Origin of the sequence: Aminobacter ciceronei (assembly GCF_014138625.1) — a bacterium.
GTDB classification, from domain to species: Bacteria; Pseudomonadota; Alphaproteobacteria; order Rhizobiales; family Rhizobiaceae; genus Aminobacter; species Aminobacter ciceronei.
On sequence record NZ_JACJHY010000019.1, the window covers coordinates 1 to 22,887 of the forward strand.

The 22,887-nt window shown below is 63.0% G+C and carries 24 protein-coding genes; 18 read left to right on the top strand and 6 right to left on the bottom strand.

Annotated features, from left to right (window positions below; translation table 11 throughout):
- Positions 1-2,202, top strand: a 2,202-nt coding sequence (locus HNQ95_RS19000) for a glycine cleavage T C-terminal barrel domain-containing protein (protein WP_182575092.1), incomplete at its 5' end; no start/stop codon positions are given.
- Positions 2,195-2,827, top strand: coding sequence for a sarcosine oxidase subunit gamma (locus HNQ95_RS19005; protein WP_067967934.1), 633 nt, complete (start codon positions 2,195-2,197; stop codon positions 2,825-2,827). The genes HNQ95_RS19000 and HNQ95_RS19005, both read left to right, overlap by 8 nt.
- Positions 2,828-2,990: 163 nt before the next feature.
- Here HNQ95_RS19005 and HNQ95_RS19010 read toward each other — a convergent pair whose 3' ends face one another.
- The gene (locus HNQ95_RS19010; RefSeq protein WP_067967937.1) at positions 2,991-3,362 is read right to left on the bottom strand and encodes a BRA0787 family protein; all 372 of its coding nucleotides are present in this window, start codon (positions 3,360-3,362) and stop codon (positions 2,991-2,993) included.
- 382 nt (positions 3,363-3,744) lie between these two features.
- Here HNQ95_RS19010 and HNQ95_RS19015 point away from each other — a divergent pair, with 382 nt between their 5' ends.
- From HNQ95_RS19015 to HNQ95_RS19025, 3 genes are all read left to right on the top strand, one after another.
- Positions 3,745-6,438, top strand: coding sequence for a phosphoenolpyruvate carboxylase (locus HNQ95_RS19015; protein ID WP_182575091.1), 2,694 nt, complete (start codon positions 3,745-3,747; stop codon positions 6,436-6,438).
- A 40-nt stretch (positions 6,439-6,478) separates the two neighbouring features.
- Positions 6,479-7,783 (top strand): serine hydroxymethyltransferase, encoded by a 1,305-nt coding sequence (glyA, locus tag HNQ95_RS19020; RefSeq protein ID WP_154384347.1) that lies wholly within the window; start codon positions 6,479-6,481, stop codon positions 7,781-7,783.
- A gap of 77 nt (positions 7,784-7,860) precedes the next feature.
- Positions 7,861-8,508 carry a LuxR C-terminal-related transcriptional regulator gene (locus HNQ95_RS19025; RefSeq protein ID WP_182575090.1) on the top strand — a complete coding sequence of 216 codons (648 nt, stop codon included), beginning with the start codon at positions 7,861-7,863 and terminating at the stop codon, positions 8,506-8,508.
- A gap of 6 nt (positions 8,509-8,514) precedes the next feature.
- Here the strand turns inward: HNQ95_RS19025 and HNQ95_RS19030 are convergent, their stop codons facing one another.
- Positions 8,515-9,300 carry an anti-sigma factor family protein gene (locus HNQ95_RS19030; RefSeq protein ID WP_182575089.1) on the bottom strand — a complete coding sequence of 262 codons (786 nt, stop codon included), beginning with the start codon at positions 9,298-9,300 and terminating at the stop codon, positions 8,515-8,517.
- Complete coding sequence (locus tag HNQ95_RS19035; protein ID WP_067967951.1) at positions 9,297-9,836, bottom strand: RNA polymerase sigma factor; 540 nt, start codon at positions 9,834-9,836, stop codon at positions 9,297-9,299. The genes HNQ95_RS19030 and HNQ95_RS19035 overlap by 4 nt, the downstream gene beginning before the upstream one ends.
- A gap of 176 nt (positions 9,837-10,012) precedes the next feature.
- On the opposite strand from HNQ95_RS19035, the gene HNQ95_RS19040 reads away from it, so the two are divergent.
- The 10 genes from HNQ95_RS19040 to HNQ95_RS19085 all read left to right on the top strand — a co-directional run bounded on the left by HNQ95_RS19040 (position 10,013) and on the right by HNQ95_RS19085 (position 17,626).
- A complete protein-coding gene (locus HNQ95_RS19040) occupies positions 10,013-11,374 on the top strand; it encodes a S8 family serine peptidase (protein WP_083948836.1) in 1,362 nt (453 codons plus the stop codon).
- A gap of 229 nt (positions 11,375-11,603) precedes the next feature.
- Positions 11,604-12,188, top strand: a complete 585-nt coding sequence (locus HNQ95_RS19045; protein WP_154384349.1) for a DUF4956 domain-containing protein — start codon at positions 11,604-11,606, stop codon at positions 12,186-12,188.
- Positions 12,166-12,978: a polyphosphate polymerase domain-containing protein gene (locus tag HNQ95_RS19050; protein WP_067967954.1), complete on the top strand. Its 813-nt coding sequence runs from the start codon at positions 12,166-12,168 to the stop codon at positions 12,976-12,978. The genes HNQ95_RS19045 and HNQ95_RS19050 overlap by 23 nt, the downstream gene beginning before the upstream one ends.
- Before the next feature lie 11 nt (positions 12,979-12,989).
- Positions 12,990-13,916 carry an esterase-like activity of phytase family protein gene (locus HNQ95_RS19055; RefSeq protein WP_182575088.1) on the top strand — a complete coding sequence of 309 codons (927 nt, stop codon included), beginning with the start codon at positions 12,990-12,992 and terminating at the stop codon, positions 13,914-13,916.
- Between the two features lie 383 nt (positions 13,917-14,299).
- Complete coding sequence (locus HNQ95_RS19060; RefSeq protein WP_067967959.1) at positions 14,300-14,617, top strand: hypothetical protein; 318 nt, start codon at positions 14,300-14,302, stop codon at positions 14,615-14,617.
- 10 nt (positions 14,618-14,627) lie between these two features.
- Positions 14,628-15,011: a hypothetical protein gene (locus HNQ95_RS19065; protein ID WP_067967963.1), complete on the top strand. Its 384-nt coding sequence runs from the start codon at positions 14,628-14,630 to the stop codon at positions 15,009-15,011.
- Between the two features lie 11 nt (positions 15,012-15,022).
- Complete coding sequence (locus HNQ95_RS19070; RefSeq protein WP_154384350.1) at positions 15,023-15,190, top strand: hypothetical protein; 168 nt, start codon at positions 15,023-15,025, stop codon at positions 15,188-15,190.
- A 10-nt stretch (positions 15,191-15,200) separates the two neighbouring features.
- Positions 15,201-16,598, top strand: coding sequence for an APC family permease (locus HNQ95_RS19075; protein ID WP_067967966.1), 1,398 nt, complete (start codon positions 15,201-15,203; stop codon positions 16,596-16,598).
- A gap of 58 nt (positions 16,599-16,656) precedes the next feature.
- Entirely contained in the window at positions 16,657-17,355 is a 699-nt protein-coding gene (locus tag HNQ95_RS19080; RefSeq protein WP_067967970.1) for a hypothetical protein, read from the top strand.
- A gap of 7 nt (positions 17,356-17,362) precedes the next feature.
- On the top strand, positions 17,363-17,626 hold the full coding sequence (locus HNQ95_RS19085) for a hypothetical protein (protein ID WP_067967972.1): 264 nt from the start codon (positions 17,363-17,365) through the stop codon (positions 17,624-17,626).
- A 4-nt stretch (positions 17,627-17,630) separates the two neighbouring features.
- On the opposite strand, the gene HNQ95_RS19090 is transcribed toward HNQ95_RS19085, so the two are convergent.
- Positions 17,631-18,053, bottom strand: a complete 423-nt coding sequence (locus HNQ95_RS19090) for a hypothetical protein (protein WP_067967975.1) — start codon at positions 18,051-18,053, stop codon at positions 17,631-17,633.
- Positions 18,054-18,212: 159 nt separating this feature from the next.
- The gene (hppD, locus tag HNQ95_RS19095; protein WP_067967978.1) at positions 18,213-19,322 is read right to left on the bottom strand and encodes a 4-hydroxyphenylpyruvate dioxygenase; all 1,110 of its coding nucleotides are present in this window, start codon (positions 19,320-19,322) and stop codon (positions 18,213-18,215) included.
- Between the two features lie 124 nt (positions 19,323-19,446).
- On the opposite strand from hppD, the gene HNQ95_RS19100 reads away from it, so the two are divergent.
- On the top strand, positions 19,447-19,914 hold the full coding sequence (locus HNQ95_RS19100) for an Lrp/AsnC family transcriptional regulator (RefSeq protein WP_067968504.1): 468 nt from the start codon (positions 19,447-19,449) through the stop codon (positions 19,912-19,914).
- Positions 19,915-19,965: 51 nt separating this feature from the next.
- Here the strand turns inward: HNQ95_RS19100 and HNQ95_RS19105 are convergent, their stop codons facing one another.
- Positions 19,966-20,412 (bottom strand): MarR family winged helix-turn-helix transcriptional regulator, encoded by a 447-nt coding sequence (locus HNQ95_RS19105; protein ID WP_067967980.1) that lies wholly within the window; start codon positions 20,410-20,412, stop codon positions 19,966-19,968.
- A gap of 83 nt (positions 20,413-20,495) precedes the next feature.
- On the opposite strand from HNQ95_RS19105, the gene hmgA reads away from it, so the two are divergent.
- Both hmgA and HNQ95_RS19115 read left to right on the top strand, forming a co-directional pair.
- Positions 20,496-21,845 (top strand): homogentisate 1,2-dioxygenase, encoded by a 1,350-nt coding sequence (gene hmgA, locus HNQ95_RS19110; protein WP_182575087.1) that lies wholly within the window; start codon positions 20,496-20,498, stop codon positions 21,843-21,845.
- Between the two features lie 20 nt (positions 21,846-21,865).
- Positions 21,866-22,882, top strand: coding sequence for a fumarylacetoacetate hydrolase family protein (locus tag HNQ95_RS19115; protein ID WP_154384351.1), 1,017 nt, complete (start codon positions 21,866-21,868; stop codon positions 22,880-22,882).
- Positions 22,883-22,887 lie beyond the last annotated feature (5 nt).

A 22,887-nucleotide genomic window follows, 5' to 3' on the forward strand; every position in this document is an offset into this window, starting at 1 on the left:
CGTGTCAACGACCATGTTCCGGTGCCGGGTCCGTATCAGGTCCGCCAGCGTGTCTGGCGCATCGTCGCCAAGCGTTCTGTGGTGACGGCAGGCGCCATCGAGCGGCCGATCGTTTTCCCGGGCAACGACCGTCCGGGCGTGATGATGGCATCCGCCGTGCGCACCTATGTCCACCGTTTCGCGGCGATGCCGGGTCGCAAGGTGGCGCTGTTCACCAACAATGACGACGGCTGGCGCACGGTCGAGGCAATCCAGCAGGCCGGCGGCGACATCGCTGCCGTGATCGATCCGCGCGGCAAGGTGCCGGCGGAATACCAGGCGCTTGCCGAGCTTTCTGACCTGCGCGTGCTTTCGGGCGGTGTCTCAGACGTCAAGGGTGGCGTCGACGGCGTGCGCGGTGTCGTCGTCACCGACGGCAATGGCCGTACGCAGCAGATCGACGCCGACTGCCTCGCCGTCTCCGGCGGCTGGAACCCGAATGTCGGGCTGTCCTGCTTCCATCGTGGCCGGCCGGTCTGGCGCGACGACATCGCCGCCTTCGTTCCCGGCGATTCGCCGAAGGGCATGACCACTGCCGGTGCCGCCAATGGCGAGTTCTCGCTCGGTGCCTGCCTGCGTGATGGTCATGCGGCAGGTGCAGCCGCCGCCGCCGAATGCGGCGCATCCGGCAATGCCGGCGAGGCGTCGGAAGCCGGCGACGAAGTCTATGCGATCTCGCCGCTCTGGCAGGTCAAGGCCAAGGGCAAGGCCTTCGTCGACTTCCAGCACGACGTCACCGCGTCGGACGTGACGCTGGCGCAGCGCGAAGGTTTCGAAAGCGTCGAGCATCTCAAGCGCTATACCACGCTCGGCATGGCGACCGACCAGGGCAAGACGTCGAACATCACCGGCCTCGCCATCATGGCCGAAGCCACCGGCCGCACCATCCCGCAGACCGGCACGACGATCTACCGTCCGCCCTATGCGCCGGTGGCGATCGGCGCGCTCGCCGGCCATCACCGTGACGAAAACTTCCATGCCTGGCGCCTGACGCCGTCGCATCACTGGGCTGCTGCCCGGGGCGCGGTTTTCGTCGACACCGGCCTTTGGAAGCGCGCGCAGTGGTATCCGCAGCCGGGCGAAAAGGACTGGCTGGAGTCGGTGACCCGCGAAGTGCTGGCCGTGCGCAACGGCGTCGGCTTCTGCGACGTCTCCACCCTCGGCAAGGTCGATGTCCGCGGTGCGGACGCCGGCACCTTCCTCGACCGCGTCTATATCAATGCCTTTTCGTCGCTTGCCGTGGGCAAGGCGCGTTACGGCCTGATGCTGCGCGAGGACGGCATTGTCATGGACGACGGCACGACCTCGCGTATCGCCGAAGACCACTACTTCCTAACCACGACCACGGCCAAGGCCGGCCCTGTGATGGCGCATCTCGAATTTTGCCGCCAGGTGCTCTGGCCTGAACTCGACGTGCAACTGTCGTCGGCTTCGGACCAGTGGGCGCAGTTCTCGATTGCTGGGCCCAACACCCGCAAGCTGCTCCAGGAACTTGTCGATCCGTCCGAGGACATGTCCAACGAAGGTTTCCCCTTCATGGGCGCCCGCGAGGTCAAGCTGCGCGGCGGCGTCACTGCCCGCTTGTTCCGCATCTCGTTCTCAGGTGAAATCGCCTTCGAAATTTCGGTCCCGGCTCGTTATGGCGCTGCCATGGCGCAGAACCTGATGATCGCCGGCCGCGACCTGGGCGTCACGCCCTACGGTACCGAAGCCCTGGGTGTGATGCGCATCGAAAAGGGCCACGTCGCCGGCCCCGAGCTCAACGGCACCACGACCGCCGACGATCTCGGCCTCGGCAAGATGATGTCGAAGAAGAAGGACTTCATCGGCCGCGTCATGGCCGGTCGCGAAGCACTGACGGCACCTGACCGCCAGGTCGTCGTCGGCATCAAGCCGCTCGACCAGAAGCGTCGCCTGCGCTCCGGCGCCCATGTCGTTCCCAAGGGCGCGATCCCCGGTCCGGAAACCGACCAGGGCTACGTCACCTCGGTCTGCTATTCGCCGATGCTGGAACAGTGGATCGGCCTTGGCCTGGTCGAACGCGGCCGCGAGCGTTTCGGCGAAGTCGTGCGCATCCACGACCCGTTGCGCAGCGAAGACTACGAAGCCGAAATCTGCAACCCAGTCTTCTACGATCCAGAAGGAGCGCGCCAGCGTGGTTGATTATCTCTGGAACACCCAATCGCCGTTGCAGAAGGCGCTTGTTCCCGGCCGCCATGGCGCCGCCGGCGCACATGCCGGCGTGACGCTCAATGAAGTGCGCGATATCGTGCTGGTGCAGGTCATGGCCCGGCGCGGCAAGGCAGCAGAGACGGCCAAAGCCGCCAAGAAGCTGTTCGGCATCGAGGCGCCGGCTACGCCCAAGGCTGTCACCGGCAAGACGGCGACGCTGATCTGGTCGGGCCCCGATCAGTTCACGGTCATTGCGCCCCGGACCGACGAGGCGTCGCAGCTTGCGGCCATGGTGCAGGTCTTTGCCGGATCAGCATCTTTGTCCGACCAGTCGGATGGCCGCTGCTTGATCCGGGTTTCAGGCCCACGTGGCCGCGACGCCATCGCCAAATTCTCGTCGCTCGATCTGCATGACCTGGCCTTTCCGGTCGGCGCAGCAGCGAACACGTCGGTCGACCACACGGCAGTCAACTTGTGGCGCGACGCAAATGGCGCTGACGGGCATCCTGTCTACAACATGCTGGTGTTCACCAGCTTTGCCGACAGCCTGTGGCACACCATCGTGGACTCGTCGCTGGAATATGGCGTCGAGGCGGCGAGCGCCCGGGCGGCCTGACGCGCCAAACGTTCCAGGAGATACAAAGCCCTGTTCCAGCGAGCGGGGCTTTTTTCGCTTGGCTCGCTGGTTCGCGAGGGCAGGCTGTAACTCAGTCGCGAAAAATGATGTTGCCGCAAACGCTGGAGCGTTCGCGGCAAAAGGTCGTTCGGAGAGGATTGGATCAGGCCTCGCAGGCCTTGCGCAGCTCGATCAACGAGGCTGTCGGACGCAGCAGCGACAGTGTCAGCCGCTCGACGCAGATCGGCATCACCAGCTTGGCGCCATCGGCATAAAGCGAGCCTCCCGAAGCGCGGAACGAACCCTTGTCGACGATGGTTTCGAGCACGTCGCGGGTGCGAAGCGGCAACAGGTCGGTGCACGCGCTCATGCGCGCGAAGATGTGGCTGATGGGGACGTTGTAGCCGTCGACGGCTACGAGAGGCTCTTCATTGCCTTCCTTCCATTCCTCAAGCGCTTCGAGCGCGTCATGGAACGCGTTGTGGAGGGTGATGGGCGCGTGGCCTTCATACAGTTCCGGCAGCACTTTCTGCATGTGCATGTTCCTCTTCAAGCTCTGTTGGATCGTGCTGCGGCGATGCGGATCAGGGTAGTGGACCTCACTTTCACGCGCCTCCCGTACTTGCCTTATATGCAACATATTTGCACATGAGTTAAATCGCGTCCACTGCAAAACGCGCTGGACCAATCCACGCCAACATCCTGATCGTGTGCTTGCGGCGATAGTCCAATCTGGGCTTGGAGATCATCGTTCGGCCAGTTTCGGCACCACCCGAACGAATGGGAAATCTACCCGTCCGGGGCGTTTTCAAGCCGGCACAAAAACTGTCTGCTGTCAGTTAGGAAAACTGCATCTTTCCCGACAGCCGGCTCAACGAAACGGCACGGGGAAACAACTCGAGATGAATGGGTGTCGCTTGGAGGAGAGCAGACCACTCAGCTTTCGCGAAGACGTGCGCAGCCTGCTGTTCAGGGTGCTGCTTTCAGTCGTCAGCGAACGCGAGCCCGATATGGCGGAGGTTCTTACCGGCCGCGTGAGCCTTGATGCGCTCGAAAGCGGGCAGCGCATTGCCGCGCTGCAGGCCACCGCCATCTGGTTCCAGCTTGTTGCCATCGCCAATGAACTTCTGGCGATGCGCTCGCGTCGCGAACTCGAACAGATGGGCGGGGCCGACGAGGTCATCGGCTCTTTTGCCAATGTGATGGGCGAAATAGCAGCCGGCGGCTACCCGGCCGAGCAGATCCAGACTACCCTCGAAGAGCTCTGCGTCGGCCCGACGATGACGGCGCATCCGACCGAGGCCAAGCGCGTCACGGTTCTCGAAATCCACCGCCGCATCTACCGCAAGCTGACCGAGCTCGAGCAGCAACGTTGGGCGCCGCGTGAACGCGAACAGCTGATCGACGATCTCAAGAGTGAGATCGAGCTGTTGTGGATGTCGGGCGAGCTGCGGCTCGAGCGCCCGTCGGTCGAGCGCGAGATCGCCTGGGGCCTGCACTTCTTCCGCGAAGTGATCTTCGAAGCGACGCCCAAGCTCTATGACAGCGTCGAAGAGGCGCTGGCCCGTCACTATCCCGAATACGATATCAAGGTGCCGTCCTTCATGCGGTACGCCTCGTGGATCGGTGGCGACCGCGACGGCAATCCGAACGTCACGGCAAAGATCACGGCCTATGCGCTCAACGAGTGCCGCCAGGCGATCGTCGGCTGGTACATCGGCCAGGTGCGCAAGCTGGTCACCGTGCTCAGCATCAGCGCCAATGTCGTCGACATTCCCGATACCTTCATCAAGGCGCTTGGGCATGCGCTGCATCGCTCCGGCAATGCCTCGGAGATCGTGGCGCGCAATCCCGACGAGCCGCTGCGCCAGTTCGCCGGTGCCATGCTCGACCGGCTGGAGGCAATGCGCGGCGCAGCCTCTGCCAAGCCTTATACCCGATCGGAAGGCTTCAAGACCGACCTGCGTGAGCTTGAAAACGTGCTGACCCAGCTTGGCGGCAAGCTGATTGCCAGACGCTTCGTCCGACCGCTGCGCCAGCAGGTGGAGACTTTCGGCTTCCGTACCGTTTCGCTCGACATCCGCCAGAATTCGACGGTGGTGAACCGTGTGCTGGCAGAGCTGTTCAAGCTCGCCGACCCGGCCGCGGCACCGGCACCCGACACGCCGCAATGGACGCAGCGTATCAGGGCGGCGCTCAACTCCGGCGAGCAGCTGGAGGTTGACAGGCTGGCGCTGTCGGAGGAAGCGCAGGAGCTGCTCGATCTGTTCGACGTCATCCGCAAGGCTTCGGCCGGCTTGAATGGTGGCGCTGTCGGTGCCTTCATCCTGTCGATGACCCGGTCGAGCGACGATCTGCTCGCCGTCTATCTGCTGGCACAATATTCCGGCCTTGCAACGGCCATGGATGGCAGTGGCACCATCGCGCTGCGTGTCGTTCCGCTGTTCGAAACCATCGCCGATCTGCGTGCCGCGCCAGACATTCTCGATCAGCTGTTCGGCGTCTCGATCGTTCGCCGGTCGGTTCGTGACTTCGGCAACCGCCAGGAGGTGATGCTCGGCTATTCCGACTCAAACAAGGACGGCGGGTTCCTCGCTTCCAACTGGGAGCTCAACAAGGCACAGCGGCGCATCACGGCACTTGGCATCAAGCGCAAGGTCAAGATCAGCTTCTTCCATGGCCGCGGCGGTTCGGTCAGCCGCGGCGGTGCGCCGACGGGCAGGGCGATCGCCGCCCAGCCGGCGGGGACCATTGGCGGCGCGATGCGCGTCACCGAGCAGGGCGAGGTGGTGTCGTCCAAGTTCGCCAATCGCGGCACCGGGCTCTATCAGCTCGAGATCCTCGCCGCGAGCGTCTTCGCCCACAGCGTCAAGTCGCAGAACGAGGCCGAACTTAAGGACATTCCGGAGTTCAGCGAGGCTCTGGAAGCGCTTACCGGCATGTCCCAGGCGTCCTATTCGGGGCTGATCAACGAGCCGGGCTTCATCGACTACTTCAATCAGGCGAGCCCGGTCGAGGAGCTGGCGCTGCTCAAGATCGGCTCGCGTCCAGCCCGCCGCTTCGGCGCCCGCGACATCTCCGATCTTCGCGCCATCCCTTGGGTGTTCGCCTGGAGCCAGAACCGCCACCTGCTGACCAACTGGTATGGCATCGGCAGTGCGCTGAACTCCTTCGTCAATGTCCGCGGCGATGCCGGCCTGGATCTGCTCAGGCAGATGTTCGAGCGCTCGCGCTTCTTCAGGCTGGTCATCGACGAGGTCGACAAGGGTCTCTACCAATCCGACATGGACATCGGAAAGCTCTATGCCGGGCTGGTCCAGGACCGCGAGGTCGGCGAGCGCATCTACGCCAAGATCTCGGCTGAGTATGCGCTGACTAGGCGGATGATCTCCGAGGTCAATGGCGGCCTGAAATTGTCTGAGCGCTTTCCGGCCTTCAAGCGCCATTTCGACCGCATCCGCCCGCAGATGGACTCGATCCATCGGCTGCAGGTGCAACTGCTGCGCGAGGTGCGCGCCCAGGACGACGCGACCGTCAACCCGAAGCGGGCCGTCAATGCGCTTCTGCTTTCCATCAATTGCATTTCCGCCGGTCTCGGCTGGACCGGATGACCCAGATTTCAGGCGTCTCAGGCGCCGCTAGGAGGAGCCCATGAATATCCCGACAAGACCCGGCATCGGCAGTGCCCGCAACTTCTTCCGCACGGGCGTCGCCCAGGCAGACCCCGCTGTCAGCGATGCGATGGGGCGCGAGCTTCAGCGCCAGCGCGACGAGATCGAACTGATCGCCTCGGAGAACATCGTCTCCAGGGCGGTGCTCGAAGCACAAGGCTCGGTGTTGACCAACAAATATGCCGAGGGTTATCCGGGCCGCCGCTACTATGGCGGCTGCCAGTATGTCGACGAGGTCGAGGATCTGGCGCGCGAACGCGCCAAGGCGATGTTCAACTGCAGTTTCGCCAACGTACAGCCCAACTCCGGCAGCCAGGCAAACCAGTCGGTGTTCATGGCCCTGATGCAGCCGGGCGATACATTCCTCGGCCTGAACCTCGCCGCTGGCGGTCACTTGACCCATGGCGCGCCGGTCAATCAGTCGGGCAAGTGGTTCAATGTCGTCTCCTATGGCGTTAAGACCGACACCCATCGCATCGACATGGATGAGGTCCGTGATCTCGCCAAGAAGCATCAGCCCAAGGTGATCCTCGCCGGCGGTTCTGCCTATCCGCGCATCATCGACTTCAAGGCATTCCGCGAGATCGCTGACGAGGTCGGCGCCAAGCTGTTCGTCGACATGGCGCATTTCGCTGGCCTGGTGGCCGGTGGCGTGCATCCCAACCCGCTCGAACACGCCCATGTCGTGACGACGACCACGCACAAGACGCTGCGCGGTCCGCGCGGCGGCATGGTGTTGTCCAATGACGAAGAGATCGGCAAGAAGATCAATTCGGCGGTGTTCCCGGGTCTCCAGGGCGGTCCGCTGATGCATGTCATCGCTGCCAAGGCGGTCGCCTTCGGCGAAGCGCTGACGCCTGATTTCAAGGTCTATGCCGCAAATGTCGTCTCGAACGCCAAGGCGCTGGCCGAAACGCTCCAGGACGGTGGCGTCGACATCGTCTCCGGTGGCACCGACACGCATCTGATGCTCGTCGATCTCAGGCGCAAGAACCTCACCGGCAAAGCGGTGGAAGCTGCTCTGGGTCGCGCCCACATCACCTGCAACAAGAACGGCATCCCGTTCGATCCGCAGGGGCCGATGGTCACGTCAGGCGTTCGCCTGGGCACACCGGCATGCACGACGCGCGGCTTCCTCAATGAGGAGTTCCGCCAGGTCGGCCGCATGACGATGGCCGTCATCGACGGGCTTGCGGCCAATGGCGAGGAAGGCAACGCCAAGATCGAAGCTGCCGTTCGTGAGGAAACGCACGATTTGGTCAGCCGATTCCGAATCTACGACTGAAATCTGTCGCTGCAGAGCGGGCGCACCTTGGCGAATTCGATTGGAATGCGCCAAGGTACGATGTCGATGGCTGGCTGATGGCGCAACACAAGAAGCTCAAAGTCCTGATCGCCGAGCGCAACCCGCTGGTGATTTCGGCTTTGCGCGACATGATCAGCCGCGACGAGCGCTTCGCCTTCGTCGAGGGGGTGCAGAGCGGCGATGCCTTCATCAGGGCGGTGGCCTCGGCTGAGCCGGCATTCGATGTCGCGATCGTTGCCTGGAAGCTGTCCGACATGGATGCCAGCGAGGTTCTCACCGAGTTGCAGCGCCGACAGCTCACCGCGCGCATGGTGATCTTTTCCAACGACCACGACGTCGGCATCCTGAAGCAATGTGTGCGCCTGGGCGTGCAGGGTTTCTGCTATCAGTTCGACGATCCCTGCATCCTGTTCGACACGCTGCTTGCGGTCGCCAATGGCCGCATCTGTATCCCCTACATCGATGTCGCCAAGATCAACGAGACGCCGCTGTCGCGACTGACGACGCGCGAACTCGAGCTGCTCGGCGTGCTGGCCGACGGCTGGACCAACCTGCAGATCGCGACGCGGACCGGAATCTCCGAGAACACGGTCAAGTATCACCTGAAGAATCTCTACGACAAGCTGGGCGTGCGCAACCGCGCCATGGCAGTCGCGCTTTATGCCAGCGAACGCAAGCGCGGCCCGCTGACGGGCACCCGATAGAGCCGTTCAGGGCAAGCCGAGGGCCTGTTTTTCTTCAGCCTCCGAGAGCGGCGCCCCGGCCTGGGTCGTGGACAGATAGGCATCGACAGTTTCCGAAGCCCCGGCCGGAGCATAGTCCTGTCCGGCAGCCGGTGCCGCCACGGCAAGCCTTACGTCCCACTGCTGGCCGGCGCGGCAAACGACCGAAACGAGGGACGAGCCTGACGCGCGGTGAAGCTCGAACTCGCGGCAGAGCGCGCCGGCGCCATCACGGAAACTGGAAACGAGCCGTACAGTCGTGTCGCCGACAGTCACATCGCTACCTGACGGCGTTGCATTGAGCGTTCTGATCATCGCCGGGTCGGTAATCCCAGCAAGGACAAGGCCGTCCGCAACTGGCATGCCTGCCTTGCCGGCGAGATAGCCGCCGGCGCCGACGATGACGGCGGCAAGCGATGCCGCGAGCGGCAGCGTCCAGCTCGAGCCGACCTTGCTCGGTGTTGCCTTCGGCTGGAAGGTCACGACGTTGTCTGTCGCAGGCTGCTGGATTGGTTCAGCAGTTGCGTTTTCGCGCACGCGCGCCTCATCGATCATCTTCTGCACCGACTGCGTCAGCGCCTCGGGAACCGGCTCGTCGATCAGCGGCTTCAGCGCCGCTGACGCTTTGGCGCGGCTTTCCAGGAAGGTGGCGATGCGGACAATGAGCGCATCGTCGCTGCCCATAGCCTCCTCGATCGCCGCCGTGGTTTCGGCGTCGAGTTCGCCGTCGGCGAAGGCCATCAGTGTTTCGTCGTCGAAATCGCGCCTGTTCATGCCTTCCCACCTTTACCCGGTGAACGGTCGGTTGCGGCGTTTATTCCAGCCGCCTCTGCAAGATTCTTGCGGGCCCGGGCAAGCCTGCTCATCACTGTACCAATGGGGATGCCCAGCACCTCGGCCGCCTCCTTGTAGGACAGGTCTTCGACGCAGACGAGCAGCAAGACCTCGCGCTGATCGTCAACAAGCTCGTCGATTGCCGCGGCCACGCTTTGCAGCGTCAGCCGGGCTTCGGCGTCATGCTCGCCGCTTACGCCGACGATGTCGTTGCGGTCGTCGATATCCTCGCGCGGGCCGGCGGTCTTGGTCCGGCGCACCTGGTCGATCCACAGGTTGCGCAGGATGCGGAACATCCATGCATCGAAGCGGGTGCCCGCTTCGAACCGGTCCTGGCTGGCGAGCGCTCGTTCGCATGCCGCCTGCACGAGGTCGTCGGCTAGATCACGCGACCGGCACAGCGAGATGGCGAACCGACGCAGATTGGGTAGGAAAGCGATCAGCCGATCGCTGACCGAAACATCGTCACCCTTCATGCAGTCCTATCCTGTCTCTCCCGCGGAAATCGGCGAGGTGATGGAATAAACCGGTCTCCCGTCCGTTGGGCTCAAAATGCACAAATGTAGTCAAAATGATATGGGATGACGAAAGGCTTATGTGGATCGCTAACAATTGCCATCAGCGCGCCATATCGCCGGGGAAAGGACAAACCATGAAGCTGAAGCGCCCGTCAGGTTCCCTTGCGCTTGTGTTCGCGGTGGCGCTGGGTGGCGCGACCTTTGGCGCGTCCGTGGTCACTCCCATGCGGGGAGAGGTTTTCGGCGGCGGGATTGCGCTGGCCGATGACGACGATGATGATGGCGGCGGAAGCCGCTCGGAGAGCAGGGATTCCAGCTCGCCGGGAACGGGGAAGGGGCGTAATCTCTCCGATCTCTTCGGCAAGCCTGAGCCACGACGCAAGGTGGTCCGTACAGCGCCCGCGCTTGTGCGCGAGGCGCCACGGGAGATCGTGGCAATCGGCCTCGATCAGGCCTCGATCACGCGCCTGACCGCCGCAGGCTACGGCATCAGCGACCGGGCCGATGTTCCGCTCGTTGGAGCCGAAATCGTCAAGCTCACTGTTCCCAACGGCACGACGCTCGAAGCGGCGCGTGCCGAGGTAGCGGCCACGGCACCCGATGCGGTCGTCGACTTCAACCATTTCTACCGCCCCGACCAGGACCGTGCCGAAGCTTGTGGCGCGGAACAATGCCTGGCGCGCCATGTCGTCGGCTGGCCGGAGGCATCTGACATGCCGGATCGCTGCACGGCATCGACGCGGATCGGCCTCATCGACACGGCGATCAATGAGGAACATCTCGCCTTTGCCGGCGGGCGGATCGAGACGATCCGACTGGCGGCTGGTGACCTGCCTGAGTCCGGGCGCCAGCACGGCACCGCGGTGGCAGCCCTTCTCGTAGGCTCGGCGGAAAGCCGAACGCCGGGCCTCGTGCCCGGCGGCGAACTCGTTGCGGTGGATGCTTTCCAGCGCAATGGCAATGACGACCGGTCCGCCGTCTACGATCTTGTGCGGGCGATCAACCTGCTGGCGGGCAAGGGGGTGCTCGTCATCAACATGAGCCTGACGGGTCCGGCTAACCTTCTGCTGGAACGAACGGTCGAAGCGGCGGCAATGCGCGACATCGTGCTGGTCGCAGCCGCCGGCAATGGCGGCCCGCGCGCCGCCCCGCTCTACCCCGGCGCCTACGAGCCTGTGATTGCCGTAACGGCGATCGACCGGCGCAAGAACCCCTACCGGCGGGCCGGAGCCGGCGATCATATCGACATCGCAGCACCCGGCGTTCAGGTCTGGACGGCGGCCTCGGTCAAGGGCGCCTCATCAAAGACCGGCACGTCCTTTGCCGCACCTTTTGTCACGGCGGCAGTGGCGATGGTCAAGGCCGCCAATCCTGAGCTCAAGGCCGGCGAGGTCGAGACGCTTTTGCGCCAGGGTGCCGAGGATCTCGGCAAGCCCGGCAAGGATCCGGTGTTTGGCTGGGGCCTGCTCAATGCGCGAACGATCTGTCGGAGCTGAGCCGCAGGCGACGCGCGAGAGGCGTCTCGTATCATACTGTTTTCATGCCGATTTGCAGGTTCCGCGCCGAGATTGAAAATAGTTTGCCGGCGATGGAATAGGTTCTCGCAACGCCCGTTCTTCCTGACGTAGCCGCTCGGCGGCGCAATTCAGGAGAACCGCAAATGCCAATCCCTTGCTCGCCTTGTCAGGCACTACGAAGGCCTTCTTCCACGACGGGGAGAGGGCAATGATCGCGCAGTTGCTACAGACGCCCTTCGCGGCCGAACTCGCTCGCTTCTGCATCAACCTGACCGGCATGTCGGCACTGCTGTTCGGCATGTATTACCGTCGCTATCGCGACAAGGAACTGGTCACCGCCGCGGCGCTATTCAACATCTTCGTCTTTGCCGTGCTGACCGTGCTGTCGACCGTGCAGTTTGGGGTTGCCGCCGGCTTCGGACTGTTCGCCATCCTGGCGCTGTTCACGCTCCGATCGGAGCCACTGTCGAAGACCGAAATGACCTACTTCTTCGGCAGCGTGGCGATTGCCGTCATCTGCTCGGTCCAGGGCACGACCTTGCCCTTCGTGGCGGTGACGGTTGCCTTGGTGCTCGTCGGTGCCTTCGTCGTCGATCATCCCCGCATGCTGCAGTCGGTCAGCGGTACCAAGGTGTCGCTCGACAAGATCAATGTCGCGCTGCTGTCGGACCCCGCTGCCATGCGCTGCGAGCTGTCCCAGCGGCTGGGCGTCGACGTGCTGTCCTACCAGGTGCTGCAGCTCGACTACATCACGGAAATGGCGAAGCTCAATGTCCATTATCGCAAGCACTGACGTGCTGATCGCAGGCGGCTTCGCGCCGATCAGCCTGAAGGCTCTGAACGGCAAGGCCGCCATGCTGGAGCGGCTGGACAACAAATATGTTGTCGACGGCACCGTGCTGATGCAGGCCGCCGGCACTTTCACCGAGGTCTTCGACATGTTGGAGATCGAAGGCCGGCGCGCCTTCACTTACGAGACCTGCTACTTCGACGACGCCGGGCGCCGCAGCTATTTCGACCACCACCAGGGCCGGCGGCAGCGGGCCAAGGTGCGCATCCGGCGCTATGTCGAGGCGGGGCTATGCTTTCTGGAAGTGAAGCTCAAGGACAAGCGCGGCATGACCGTCAAGAAGCGCCTCGACCTCGACGTCGAGAGCTTCGGCAAACTCGACGACGAGGCAGTGACCTTCATCGACAAGGTCTACCACGCGCAATACGGCCAGACCTTCCCACATCAACTGTCCCGTGTCCTCGACATGCGCTACCGCCGCATGACGCTGGTGGCCCGGCAGGGCGGCGAACGCATGACCATCGACACCGGTCTCGAGTTCTTTGCCGGCGGCGCGCGTCGTGCCGTCGACCCCAACCTGTTCATCCTCGAAACCAAGTCGGCAAATGGCAATGGCGTTGCCGACGGCATCCTCAGGGCGCTGCACCAGCACCCGACCAAGCGCTGCTCGAAATATTGCGTCGCCACCGCGCTGCTGAACCCCGGCACCAAGCACAACCGCTTCCTGCCGGCGCTGCGCAAGCTTGGCAGCGTGACCGATCGTCCAGCCCTGCACCAGCCAAACATCCAATAGGAGTGAGAGACATGATCAAGCACTTTACCGCCGCGCTGCTTGGCGCTTCAGCCCTCGTGCTCGCGGCCCCCGTCATGGCAGGTTCGTCCGAACTTGCAGTGCTGGACAGCAGGCCTGCTCCGGCAACCGCGCCGGACGGCCAATCGATCAACGAACTGTCCGGCCTTGCCTGGGATGCCGACGAGAAGCTGCTTTACGCCGTCTCCGACGACGGCGTGCTGCATCACTTCCGGCTCGAGATCGCGGACGGCAGGATCGCCAATCTGGAGCCCGTCCAGTCGGTGCCGTTGAGGGCAGGCGTGGCCCCACAGGTCGTCAACGCAGAGGGGCTGGCCGTCAGCAATGGCAACAACGGCAAGCAGGGCGACACCCAACTTCTCGTCGCCTTCGAGGATGGGCCGGCTATCCATCGGGTCAAGCCCGACGGCACCGTGCTCGGTGCGCTGCAACTGCCGGAAGCACTGGCCGATGCGGCAAAGTACAGCGAGGCCAACAGCCGCCTCGAAGCGGTGGCAATCGCGGGTTCGCTTGGTGTGGTCACTGCACCGGAGGAGGCGTTGCTGAGCGAGCCGGGCGACACCCACACCATCCATGGCCTCGACGGCAGGCGCTGGAGCTTCGCTACCTTCCAGCCCAAGCGCAGCAACCTCAAGGCAATCGAGCCGATGCCGGAAGGTCGCCTGCTGCTGATTGAACGGACGCGCCAACAGAAGGGCGCGCCAAGCATCGGCCGCCTCAGGGTTTTCGATCCGAATACATGCGGCGAGGCCAATGTTTGCGCTGTCGAAAATCTCGACCCGGGGGTCAGCCAGTTGCTCACTGACAACTTCGAAGGACTGACCGGCCTTGGTGGCGATCTCTATCTGCTGGTCACAGACAAGACGAAGAAGGAAGGGCCTGCAAGCTTCGTTCTGGTCTCGGTCAAATCAGGCGCCTGATCCCCACCTTCCCATAGTGATTGGCGGCAACCGGCTTCACATGCTGGCTGCCGCCGCTGGCGTTTGAGGTTGCCGCGAACGTCAGCCGACTCTCTTTGCCGCTCACTCTGCGAAAACATAACGTGCAGGGACGCTCCCGCCCGTTTGGGCAATGCGGACCGCCCGTTAGCGACCTCTGGCGTAAAATTTCCGACACCGCGTCGGGCCAACAAAATCCAATCGATTCAATGACATTGGGTTTCGTCGAAAGTCGTGGTGCGACAAGTGCGCGCGGTCGTCACTTGACAGGAAATTAACTTTGCCAGACATTCCTCAGGGGAAATTAATTTCCCGCAGAAGCAAACCAGAATGAAGCCGAAAACGGCCGTGGTGCAGGAGGAAAAATGGAAGCGACTTTAAGTCAGCAACGCGGGGACGCGACTCTCGAACAGCGCATCGACAAGATGCACGGGCGTGATCGAGCGGGCCTCGTGGCATTTGTCGTGGTGCTGTGGTGCACCATGTTGTTTGCCCTGTTCAGTGTGTGGTCCTACATCGCGCTGCCGGAAATCCGCATCATCCTGTCCATCGCCTGCGGGCTGGTCCTGATCTTCAACACGGCGGCCATCGTCGCCATGCTGCGCCACTATGTCGAAGACAAACACTTCATCTATGGCCTCGACCTCAAGCATCTCGACGAGATGCGTCGTCGGCGCGGCTGAGGAGCGCTCAATGGCTTACAAACCTCCGAAACAGAGTCTCGCCGGCCAGATTTTCGACGTCGTGACCTTGCTCGTCCTGACCATCGGCGCGCTCTACGTTCCGCTCTATCTGGGTCTGGCGGGCGCCGTCAAAGTGCCCAATCCGATCGCCAATCCGACCTGGGAAGCGCTCGGCCAGAACGCCGCCGAGCAGCAGCAATGGGCTGCCCTCGGCATCACCGATCCGGCGGCCGCCAATGACATCATCACCGCCCGCTTCGACTACAGCTTCAGCTGGAGCGCGCTGATCGTCATGGTCGTGCTGGTCATCGGTTACTTCGTCATGGTCGTGCGGTTGTCCGACAAGGAATACCGCGAAGTCATCGACGAGCGCTTCGGCGACAAGAAGCGCTAGGGGAGGCCACAATGGATATCTGGAACATTCTGGAATACGCGGCCTGGGCGCTCTCCGCGCTGTTTGGCGTCCTGATGCTCATCGACCTCGTCCGCATCGACAGCACCTATGACAACGAGCTGCTGATCTCCTCTCGCGAAGGCGAGATCGAGGCGACCGCAGAACGCCACGAGATCTGAGGGGACGACGATGGCAAATGTGACTTCAACCGCAGCCGAGCCCGAACGGCTCCAGCTGCTGCGCGTGCTCGGCCCCGCCCATATCTGGGCGCTGGGCGTCGGCATCGTTCTCGTCGGCGAATATATGGGCTGGAACTTCTCGGTCGGCAAAGGTGGCATGATCGCCGGCCTGATCGCCTGCTGGGTGGCCGGCCTGCTCTATACCTGCGTCGCCATGATCGACTCCGAGGTGACCTCGACGGTCGCCGCGGCCGGCGGCCAGTACGCGCAGGCCAAGCATATCGTCGGCCCGCTGATGGCCTTCAATGTAGGCCTGTTCCTGGTCATGGCCTACACCATGCTGGAAGCGGCCAACGCGATCACTGTCGGCTTCCTGCTCGACACGGTGGCCGGCATGCAGGGGCATAGTGGCCTCAACCAGCAACCCTTCATCATCCTCGCTATCATGTTTCTGGCATGGCTCAACTATCGCGGCGTGCTGGCGACGTTGACCTTCAACCTGATCATCACGGCGATTGCCTTCCTTGCGATCATCACGCTGTTCATCTCGGTACAGTTCGGCGCCTCCAGTGTGCCGCTCGACTTCTCGGCCGTGACCTCCGATCCGCTGCCTTACGGTTGGGTCGGCATCGTCGCGTCACTGCATTTCGGCCTCTGGTACTACCTCGGCATCGAAGGCACCTGCCAGGCCGCAGAGGAAGTGCGCTCGCCGGCGCGGTCGCTGCCTTACGGCACCATGGCCGGCATCATGACGCTGCTGATCGCCGCGACCATGACCTGGTATGTCTGCTCGGGCCTCATTCCGTGGGAATATCTCGGACAGGCCGGCACGCCGTTGTTCGATGCAGCGCGCGTCACCGGCAGCACTACACTGATGATCCTGCTGTTTGTCGGCACCACCTTTGCAACGCTTGCATCGGCAAACGGCTGCATCAACGATGCCTCGCGCGCCTGGTTCTCGATGGGCCGCGACCGCTACCTGCCGAGCTGGTTCGGTGCCGTGCACCCAGTCTACCGCACGCCTTACCGTTCCATCGTCTTCCTTGTTCCGATCGCGTTGATCTTCGCGCTCGGCGCACCGCTCGACCAGGTCGTGACCTTCTCGATCCTGTCGGGCCTGCTCGGCTACACCTTCATGACCTTCAACATGGTGATGTTCCGCAACAAGTGGCCGCTCGACACGATCAAGCGCGGTTATGTCCATCCGTTCCACCCGCTGCCGACCATCGTGCTCTTGATCCTGTGCTCGACGGCCTACTTCGCGGTGTTCCTCGGCTATGGCACGCAGCTCAGCGCGATGATGTGTTTCTACATCGTGGCGTCGCTCTGGTTCCATTTCCGGCGCTACCAGTTCGTGCGCCGCGGCGACCAGTTCACCATGCCCTGGCCGAAGCCGCAGGGTTACTGACCAGGCATGGCGGCGCGGATCTCCGCGCCGCCATCTTCCAAAAAACAAGGCGTTGCCGATGCTCACCACGCTTGCCTTCGCTGCCTTCGTCGCAGTTTCCTGCGGCTGGATCGGCACGCGCGCGGTCCGTGACCATCGCGGCGCCCTCGCCGAACGCAGGAGGCTGCTCGATGACGCGGCCAGGCTGCTCCAGAATTCGAAGGTTACCTTCGGCCACGACCAGTTCCCGGTCCTGGTCGGCGAGACCAGAGATGGCCGCCGGGCCAAGATCGAACTCATTGCCGACACGATGGTCACGCGGCGACTGCCGCAGCTGTGGCTCAGGGTGACGCTCAGCGAAAGCGGGGAGCGCAACAGGCCGACAATCGGCGCGCTCGCCCGGCCGACAGGCGCGGAATACTACTCTCTGGTCCATGACATGCCGGAATGGCTATCACCGGCGCAGACTGACGCCTCGCTGCTGATGCGCGGCGATGGCCGTGCAACGGCATGGCAGGTGGAGCGCGTCTCGGCGCTGTTCCGCAGCCTGTTTGCCGACCCGAAGGTCAAGGAAGCCGTCATCACGCCGCGTGGCACCCGTATCATCCGCCAGGCCGCACAGGGCGAGCCTGGTGCGCACAAGGTGCTGAGGCAGGTGCGTTTTCCGCTGACGGCGATTCCCGCTGACTTGGTGGCACTGGCCATCGACGAAGCTGAAACGCTGAGCGCCTTGCTGGTCGAAGACGACATCGTCGCTCCCGTCTATCAAGCGGCTTGAGGGTTCCATGACAAAAACGATCAATCCTTATGTCGTTCTGGCCTTGGCTGTCGTGCTGCCCGGTGCCGGCCACGTCGCGGTACGCGACGCGACGCGCGGGCTCGCCTTCGCCTTCTTTGTCGTTTTGTTTTCCGTGCTGTCCTACGTCACTACGACGCCGGAAACATCGTTCCTTGGCCGCCATGCCGGCGGCCTGTTCGTCTGGGCGCTGTCGATACCGGATGCCTATCGACGGGCGCGGATACGCTGGTTCATGGCTCCGAAGGTCTGACTCTTCAGCTCGCCAGCCTGCAATCGCCGCGGCCGGCCAAGGCGTCGAGATTGCCGGCGTTGGGGCAGAAATCCCGATAGGATGCCTCGAAATCTCTGGTTTCCAGCCGGTCGCTGCAGACGCGTCGTGCCGGGCACATCATGCAGGTCCGGCGCATGTCGCGGTTCCATTCCGGGTAGCGGTTCTCGAAAGTCTCTGCGTCGATACCCTTGGACTTGATGGCCTCGGGCAGCAGGATCTTTGAGGCGAAGGCAAGACGCATGGCCTGCCTGAAGTCCGACCGCGATAGCCCGCACTCTGCCAGCATGCGTTCGCCGTCATTGCCGAGTTGGCTGATCTCCAACACCGCGGCACGCCGCTGGCGCCAGTCCTTGAAGCGGAGCACGACTGTTCGCCAGAGCTCGTACGACTGCGGCATCGTATTCATTGCTGCTATCTCCCACATTCACGAGACACCCTCACCCTTTGCAACTGTTGCAGGCGGGGCGGCAGCGTTCCTTGCGCTGGATCAAGCTGGCGGCGAAAAAAAAAGGCGGGTTGCCCTGCGTGCAACCCGCCCCACCAGAGGCCTGTTTGAATCTGCCGGTCAGGCGGCAGATTGGGAGATCACGCCGCGGCGGATCTGGTCTTCCTCGATGGATTCGAACAGTGCGCGGAAGTTGCCTTCGCCGAAGCCCTCGTCGCCCTTGCGCTGGATGAACTCGAAGAAGATCGGCCCGATCACGGTCTTCGAGAAGATCTGCAGCAGAATCTTGGTCATGCCGCCGTCGACCACGCCTTCGCCGTCGATCAGGATGCCGTGCTTCTTCATCTTGTCGAGCGGCTCGTCATGGCCATGCACGCGGTTGCGCGACATCTCGTAATAGGTGTCGGGCGGGCCGGGCATGAATTTCAGGCCCTTGTCGGCGATCCGGTCGGTGGCGGCATAGATGTCGTCAGTGCCGACCGCGATGTGCTGGATGCCTTCGCCCTTGTACTTCCTCAGATATTCCTCGATCTGGCTGGTGTCGTCTTTCGACTCGTTCAGCGGAATGCGGATCTTGCCGCAGGGCGAGGTGATGGCACGGCTGACGAGACCGGTGATGCGGCCGTCGATGTTGAAGAAATGGATCTGCTTGAAGCCGAACAGCTCGCGGTAGAAGTCCCACCACTTGTCCATGTTGCCGCGATAGACATTGTGGGTCAGGTGGTCGAGGAAATAGAACCCGACGCCCGCAGGCTTCGGATCGGCTTCGCCGAGCCAGTCGAATTCAGCTTCATAGGCCGAGCCCTTGGTGCCGTATTTGTCGACGAAATAGAGCAGCGAGCCGCCGATGCCGACGATGGCCGGCACGTCGAGCGCCTTGTCCGTGCCGGTGTAGGGGGTAGCGCCCTTCGACACCGCGTGGTCGAAGGCGTGCTTGGCATCGACCACGCGCCAAGCCATCGAGGCAGCGCAGGGGCCGTGCTCATCGACGAAGCGCATGGCATGGCTGCCCGGCTCGGCGTTGATGATGTAGTTGATGTCGCCCTGGCGCCAGACGGTGATCTTCTTCGTCTTGTGGCGAGCCACAGGCTGGTAGCCCATGCGGGCGAAAAGCTCTTCCAGCTTCTCGGGTTCGGGATGGGCGAATTCGACGAATTCGAAGCCGTCGGTGCCGGCGGGGTTGTCGTCGCTGATCCTGGCCGGGGGCGCATCGTGCGGGAACGGACCCATAGAAATTCCTCCTCAAAACTCGGTAGTGCATATTGTGCCCTCGATTCCATGCAATGTGCTTGCATTCTGGCCTCCTATGGGTCGATCTATGCGCGGAACGTGCATGGATGTGGAGGTGTATGCAATGAATGAGGTGCTTGACCAATTCGACCTCAAGATCCTGCGCGCGCTGCAGCTCGACGGGCGGCTGACCAACAACGAACTGTCGGAGAAGATCGCGCTGTCAGCTTCGCAGTGCTCGCGTCGGCGTGCCCGGCTGGAGGCGGAGGGCTTCATCCGCGGCTATCAGGCCATGCTCGACCGCGAGCGACTGGGGCTCGATCTGCTGGTGGTGATCTCGGTGACGCTTGCTACCCACAATCGCGACAACGCCCAGCGTTTCGCCCGCCTGGTCAACGACCTGCCAGAGGTGCTCGAGGCCTATTCGCTGACCGGCGAGATGGACTACCACATCAAGGTCGTGGTGCGGGGATTGTCGGACCTGTCGCGCTTCGTCAACGAGGTTCTGTTGCCACATGATTCCGTACAGCATGTGAAGACAGCGATCGTGCTGAACACGCTGAAGCAGTTCGGGCCGCTGCCGATCGGGTAGGGCGCGCAAAGCGCGACGCGGGCGCCCTCCCGCCCCCTTGTGGGGAGCGGACTAACGCCGCTTGGCCAACAGCGCCCGCTCGACATCGGCCAGTCCTGCTTCGATGCGCTCGATGGCACCCGTGCCGAGCGCCTTTTCAAGGGTTGCCTGATAGGTGTGGGCGAGGTCAGCGATTTCGCGATAGGCTTTCTGGCCGGCTGCCGTCAGTTCCAAATGTTCGACCCGCCGGTCGGTCTCGTTCTCCCGGCGCTTCAGCCAGCGGCGCTCCTCGAGTGCGGCGACGGCGCGGCTGACCTTGGTCTTGTGCATGTTGGAATGCGTGCCAATCTCGGTCGCGGTCATGCTGCCGACGCTGCCCAAGGCGGCGAGCGCTCGCCATTCGGGCCGCGTCATCTGGAAGCGCTGCTTGTATTCCCTGGAAAAGCTCAGGCTGATCAGCTCCGCCGCCCGGTTCAGCCGATAGGGCAAAAAGCTCTCCAGATCGAATGCGTCCGGCATCTCAATCCTTTGATAGTTACAAAATCGACGGTTACACTTGCAACCATCTCGACGTTCTCACGTCCGCCAGGGAGGTGCAAGACATGCTGGACAAGGCCACCAAACAAGCGTCACTCGCGACTGCCACCGGCTATATGCCGGGCTTTGGCAATGATTTCGAGACCGAGGCATTGCCGGGCGCGCTGCCGCAAGGCCAGAACAGTCCGCAGAAGTGCAATTATGGCCTCTATGCCGAGCAGCTGTCGGGTTCGCCTTTCACCGCCCCGCGCGGCACCAACGAGCGTTCCTGGCTCTACCGCATCCGACCGAGCGTTCGGCACACCAAGCGCTTTTCCAATGCCAGCTATCCGCACTGGAAGACTGCACCTTGCCTCGACGACCATTCCTTGCCGCTCGGCCAGCTGCGCTGGAACCCATTGCCGGAGCCGAAGGACAAGCTGAACTTCATCGAAGGCATCCGCACCATGACGACGGCGGGTGATGCGATGACCCAGGTCGGCATGGCGGCGCATGCCTACATCTTCAACGGCGACATGGTCGACGACTACTTCTTCAACGCCGATGGCGAGCTGATGATCGTGCCGCAGGTGGGCACCATCCGCGTCTTTACCGAAATGGGCGTCATCGACGTCGAGCCGTCGGAGATCTGCCTCGTGCCGCGCGGCATGATGTTCAAGGTTTCGCGCCTGGGCGATGCCGCTTTCCACCGCGGCTACATGTGCGAAAACTATGGCGCCAAGTTCACGCTGCCGGACCGGGGCCCGATCGGCGCCAACTGCCTTGCCAACCCGCGCGATTTCAAGACGCCCGTCGCCGCCTATGAGGACAAGGAAACGCCCTGCCGCGTGCACGTCAAATGGTGCGGCAAGTTCTATATCACCGAGATCGGCCACTCGCCGCTCGACGTCGTCGCCTGGCACGGCAACTATGCGCCGTTCAAATACGACCTCAGGACATTCTCGCCTGTCGGCGCGATCCTGTTCGACCATCCGGACCCGTCAATCTTTACAGTGCTGACGGCGCCGACCGAAGAAGCAGGGACCGCCAATGTCGACTTCGTCATCTTCCCGCCGCGCTGGCTGGTGGCCGAGCACAGCTTCCGCCCGCCCTGGTATCATCGCAACATCATGAGCGAGTTCATGGGCCTCATTCATGGCCAGTACGACGCCAAGGAGGAAGGTTTCGTGCCCGGCGGCATGAGCCTGCACAACATGATGCTGCCGCATGGCCCTGATGCGATGGGTTTCGAGAAGGCGTCGAACGGCGAGCTCAAGCCGGTCAAGCTCGACCACACCATGGCCTTCATGTTCGAGACGCGTTTCCCCCAGCAGCTGACCAAGTTCGCCGCCGAACTGGAGACGCTGCAGGACAATTACATCGACTGCTGGGACGGTCTCGAGCGCAAGTTCGACGGCACGCCCGGTATCAAGTGAAGCATCAAGTGAGGACGTAGATGAAGCTCGCCACGCTGAAGGATTCCACCCGCGACGGCCGCCTTGTCGTGGTCTCCCGCGACCTGACACGCTGTTCGGAAGTCGGCCACATCGCCCGCACCTTGCAGGCGGCACTTGACGACTGGGCCCATGTCGGTCCGCGCCTCGCCAATGTCGCCGAGGGCATCGAGACCGGCTCGCAGCCGACCATGCGCTTTCATGAGCACGATGCCACCTCGCCGCTGCCGCGCGCCTATCAGTGGGCCGACGGCTCAGCCTATGTGAACCATGTCGAGCTGGTCAGGAAGGCGCGGGGCGCCGAGATGCCCGCGAGCTTCTGGACCGATCCCCTGATGTATCAGGGCGGCTCGGACTCGTTCCTCGGCCCACGCGACCCGATCGTCATGGCCGACGAAGCCTGGGGCATCGACTTCGAGGGCGAAATCGCAGTCATCGTCGACGACGTGGCGATGGGGGCAACATCAGATGAGGCGCGCGATGCCATCCGCCTGGTCATGCTGGTCAACGACGTGTCGCTGCGCGGCCTGATCCCTGCCGAGCTCGCCAAGGGCTTCGGCTTCTTCCAGTCCAAGCCGTCAACGGCGTTCTCGCCGGTCGCCGTTTCGCCCGATGAACTCGGCGACGCCTGGCGCGACGGCAAGCTGCACCTGCCGCTGCTGACCAGCATTAACGGGCAGCCGTTCGGCCGCGCCAATGCCGGCAAAGACATGACCTTCGACTTCGGCCAGCTGGTGGCGCATGCTGCCAAGACCAGGCCTCTGGTTGCGGGAACCATCATCGGTTCGGGCACCGTGTCAAACAAGCTCGACAGTGGACCGGGCAAGCCTGTCGCCGAAGGCGGCGCGGGTTATTCCTGCATCGCCGAGATCCGCACCATCGAAACCATCGACACGGGGGCGGCGAAGACGCCGTTCCTCAGGTTCGGCGACCAGGTCCGCATCGAGATGCACGACAAGACAGGTCACTCGATCTTTGGTGCCATCGAGCAGACCGTGACGAAATACGAAAAGGCCTGAGGTTG

Coding starts and splice junctions, on each gene's coding strand:
- HNQ95_RS19010 (WP_067967937.1), bottom strand. CDS start 3,362: ATGCAGAAAGTGCTGCCGGAACTGTATGAAGGCCACGCGCCCATCACC.
- glyA (WP_154384347.1), top strand. CDS start 6,479: ATGAATATCCCGACAAGACCCGGCATCGGCAGTGCCCGCAACTTCTTC.
- HNQ95_RS19025 (WP_182575090.1), top strand. CDS start 7,861: ATGGCGCAACACAAGAAGCTCAAAGTCCTGATCGCCGAGCGCAACCCG.
- HNQ95_RS19030 (WP_182575089.1), bottom strand. CDS start 9,300: ATGAACAGGCGCGATTTCGACGACGAAACACTGATGGCCTTCGCCGAC.
- HNQ95_RS19035 (WP_067967951.1), bottom strand. CDS start 9,836: ATGAAGGGTGACGATGTTTCGGTCAGCGATCGGCTGATCGCTTTCCTA.
- HNQ95_RS19040 (WP_083948836.1), top strand. CDS start 10,013: ATGAAGCTGAAGCGCCCGTCAGGTTCCCTTGCGCTTGTGTTCGCGGTG.
- HNQ95_RS19045 (WP_154384349.1), top strand. CDS start 11,604: ATGATCGCGCAGTTGCTACAGACGCCCTTCGCGGCCGAACTCGCTCGC.
- HNQ95_RS19050 (WP_067967954.1), top strand. CDS start 12,166: ATGTCCATTATCGCAAGCACTGACGTGCTGATCGCAGGCGGCTTCGCG.
- HNQ95_RS19055 (WP_182575088.1), top strand. CDS start 12,990: ATGATCAAGCACTTTACCGCCGCGCTGCTTGGCGCTTCAGCCCTCGTG.
- HNQ95_RS19060 (WP_067967959.1), top strand. CDS start 14,300: ATGGAAGCGACTTTAAGTCAGCAACGCGGGGACGCGACTCTCGAACAG.
- HNQ95_RS19065 (WP_067967963.1), top strand. CDS start 14,628: ATGGCTTACAAACCTCCGAAACAGAGTCTCGCCGGCCAGATTTTCGAC.
- HNQ95_RS19070 (WP_154384350.1), top strand. CDS start 15,023: ATGGATATCTGGAACATTCTGGAATACGCGGCCTGGGCGCTCTCCGCG.
- HNQ95_RS19075 (WP_067967966.1), top strand. CDS start 15,201: ATGGCAAATGTGACTTCAACCGCAGCCGAGCCCGAACGGCTCCAGCTG.
- HNQ95_RS19080 (WP_067967970.1), top strand. CDS start 16,657: ATGCTCACCACGCTTGCCTTCGCTGCCTTCGTCGCAGTTTCCTGCGGC.
- HNQ95_RS19085 (WP_067967972.1), top strand. CDS start 17,363: ATGACAAAAACGATCAATCCTTATGTCGTTCTGGCCTTGGCTGTCGTG.
- HNQ95_RS19090 (WP_067967975.1), bottom strand. CDS start 18,053: ATGAATACGATGCCGCAGTCGTACGAGCTCTGGCGAACAGTCGTGCTC.
- hppD (WP_067967978.1), bottom strand. CDS start 19,322: ATGGGTCCGTTCCCGCACGATGCGCCCCCGGCCAGGATCAGCGACGAC.
- HNQ95_RS19100 (WP_067968504.1), top strand. CDS start 19,447: ATGAATGAGGTGCTTGACCAATTCGACCTCAAGATCCTGCGCGCGCTG.
- HNQ95_RS19105 (WP_067967980.1), bottom strand. CDS start 20,412: ATGCCGGACGCATTCGATCTGGAGAGCTTTTTGCCCTATCGGCTGAAC.
- hmgA (WP_182575087.1), top strand. CDS start 20,496: ATGCTGGACAAGGCCACCAAACAAGCGTCACTCGCGACTGCCACCGGC.
- HNQ95_RS19115 (WP_154384351.1), top strand. CDS start 21,866: ATGAAGCTCGCCACGCTGAAGGATTCCACCCGCGACGGCCGCCTTGTC.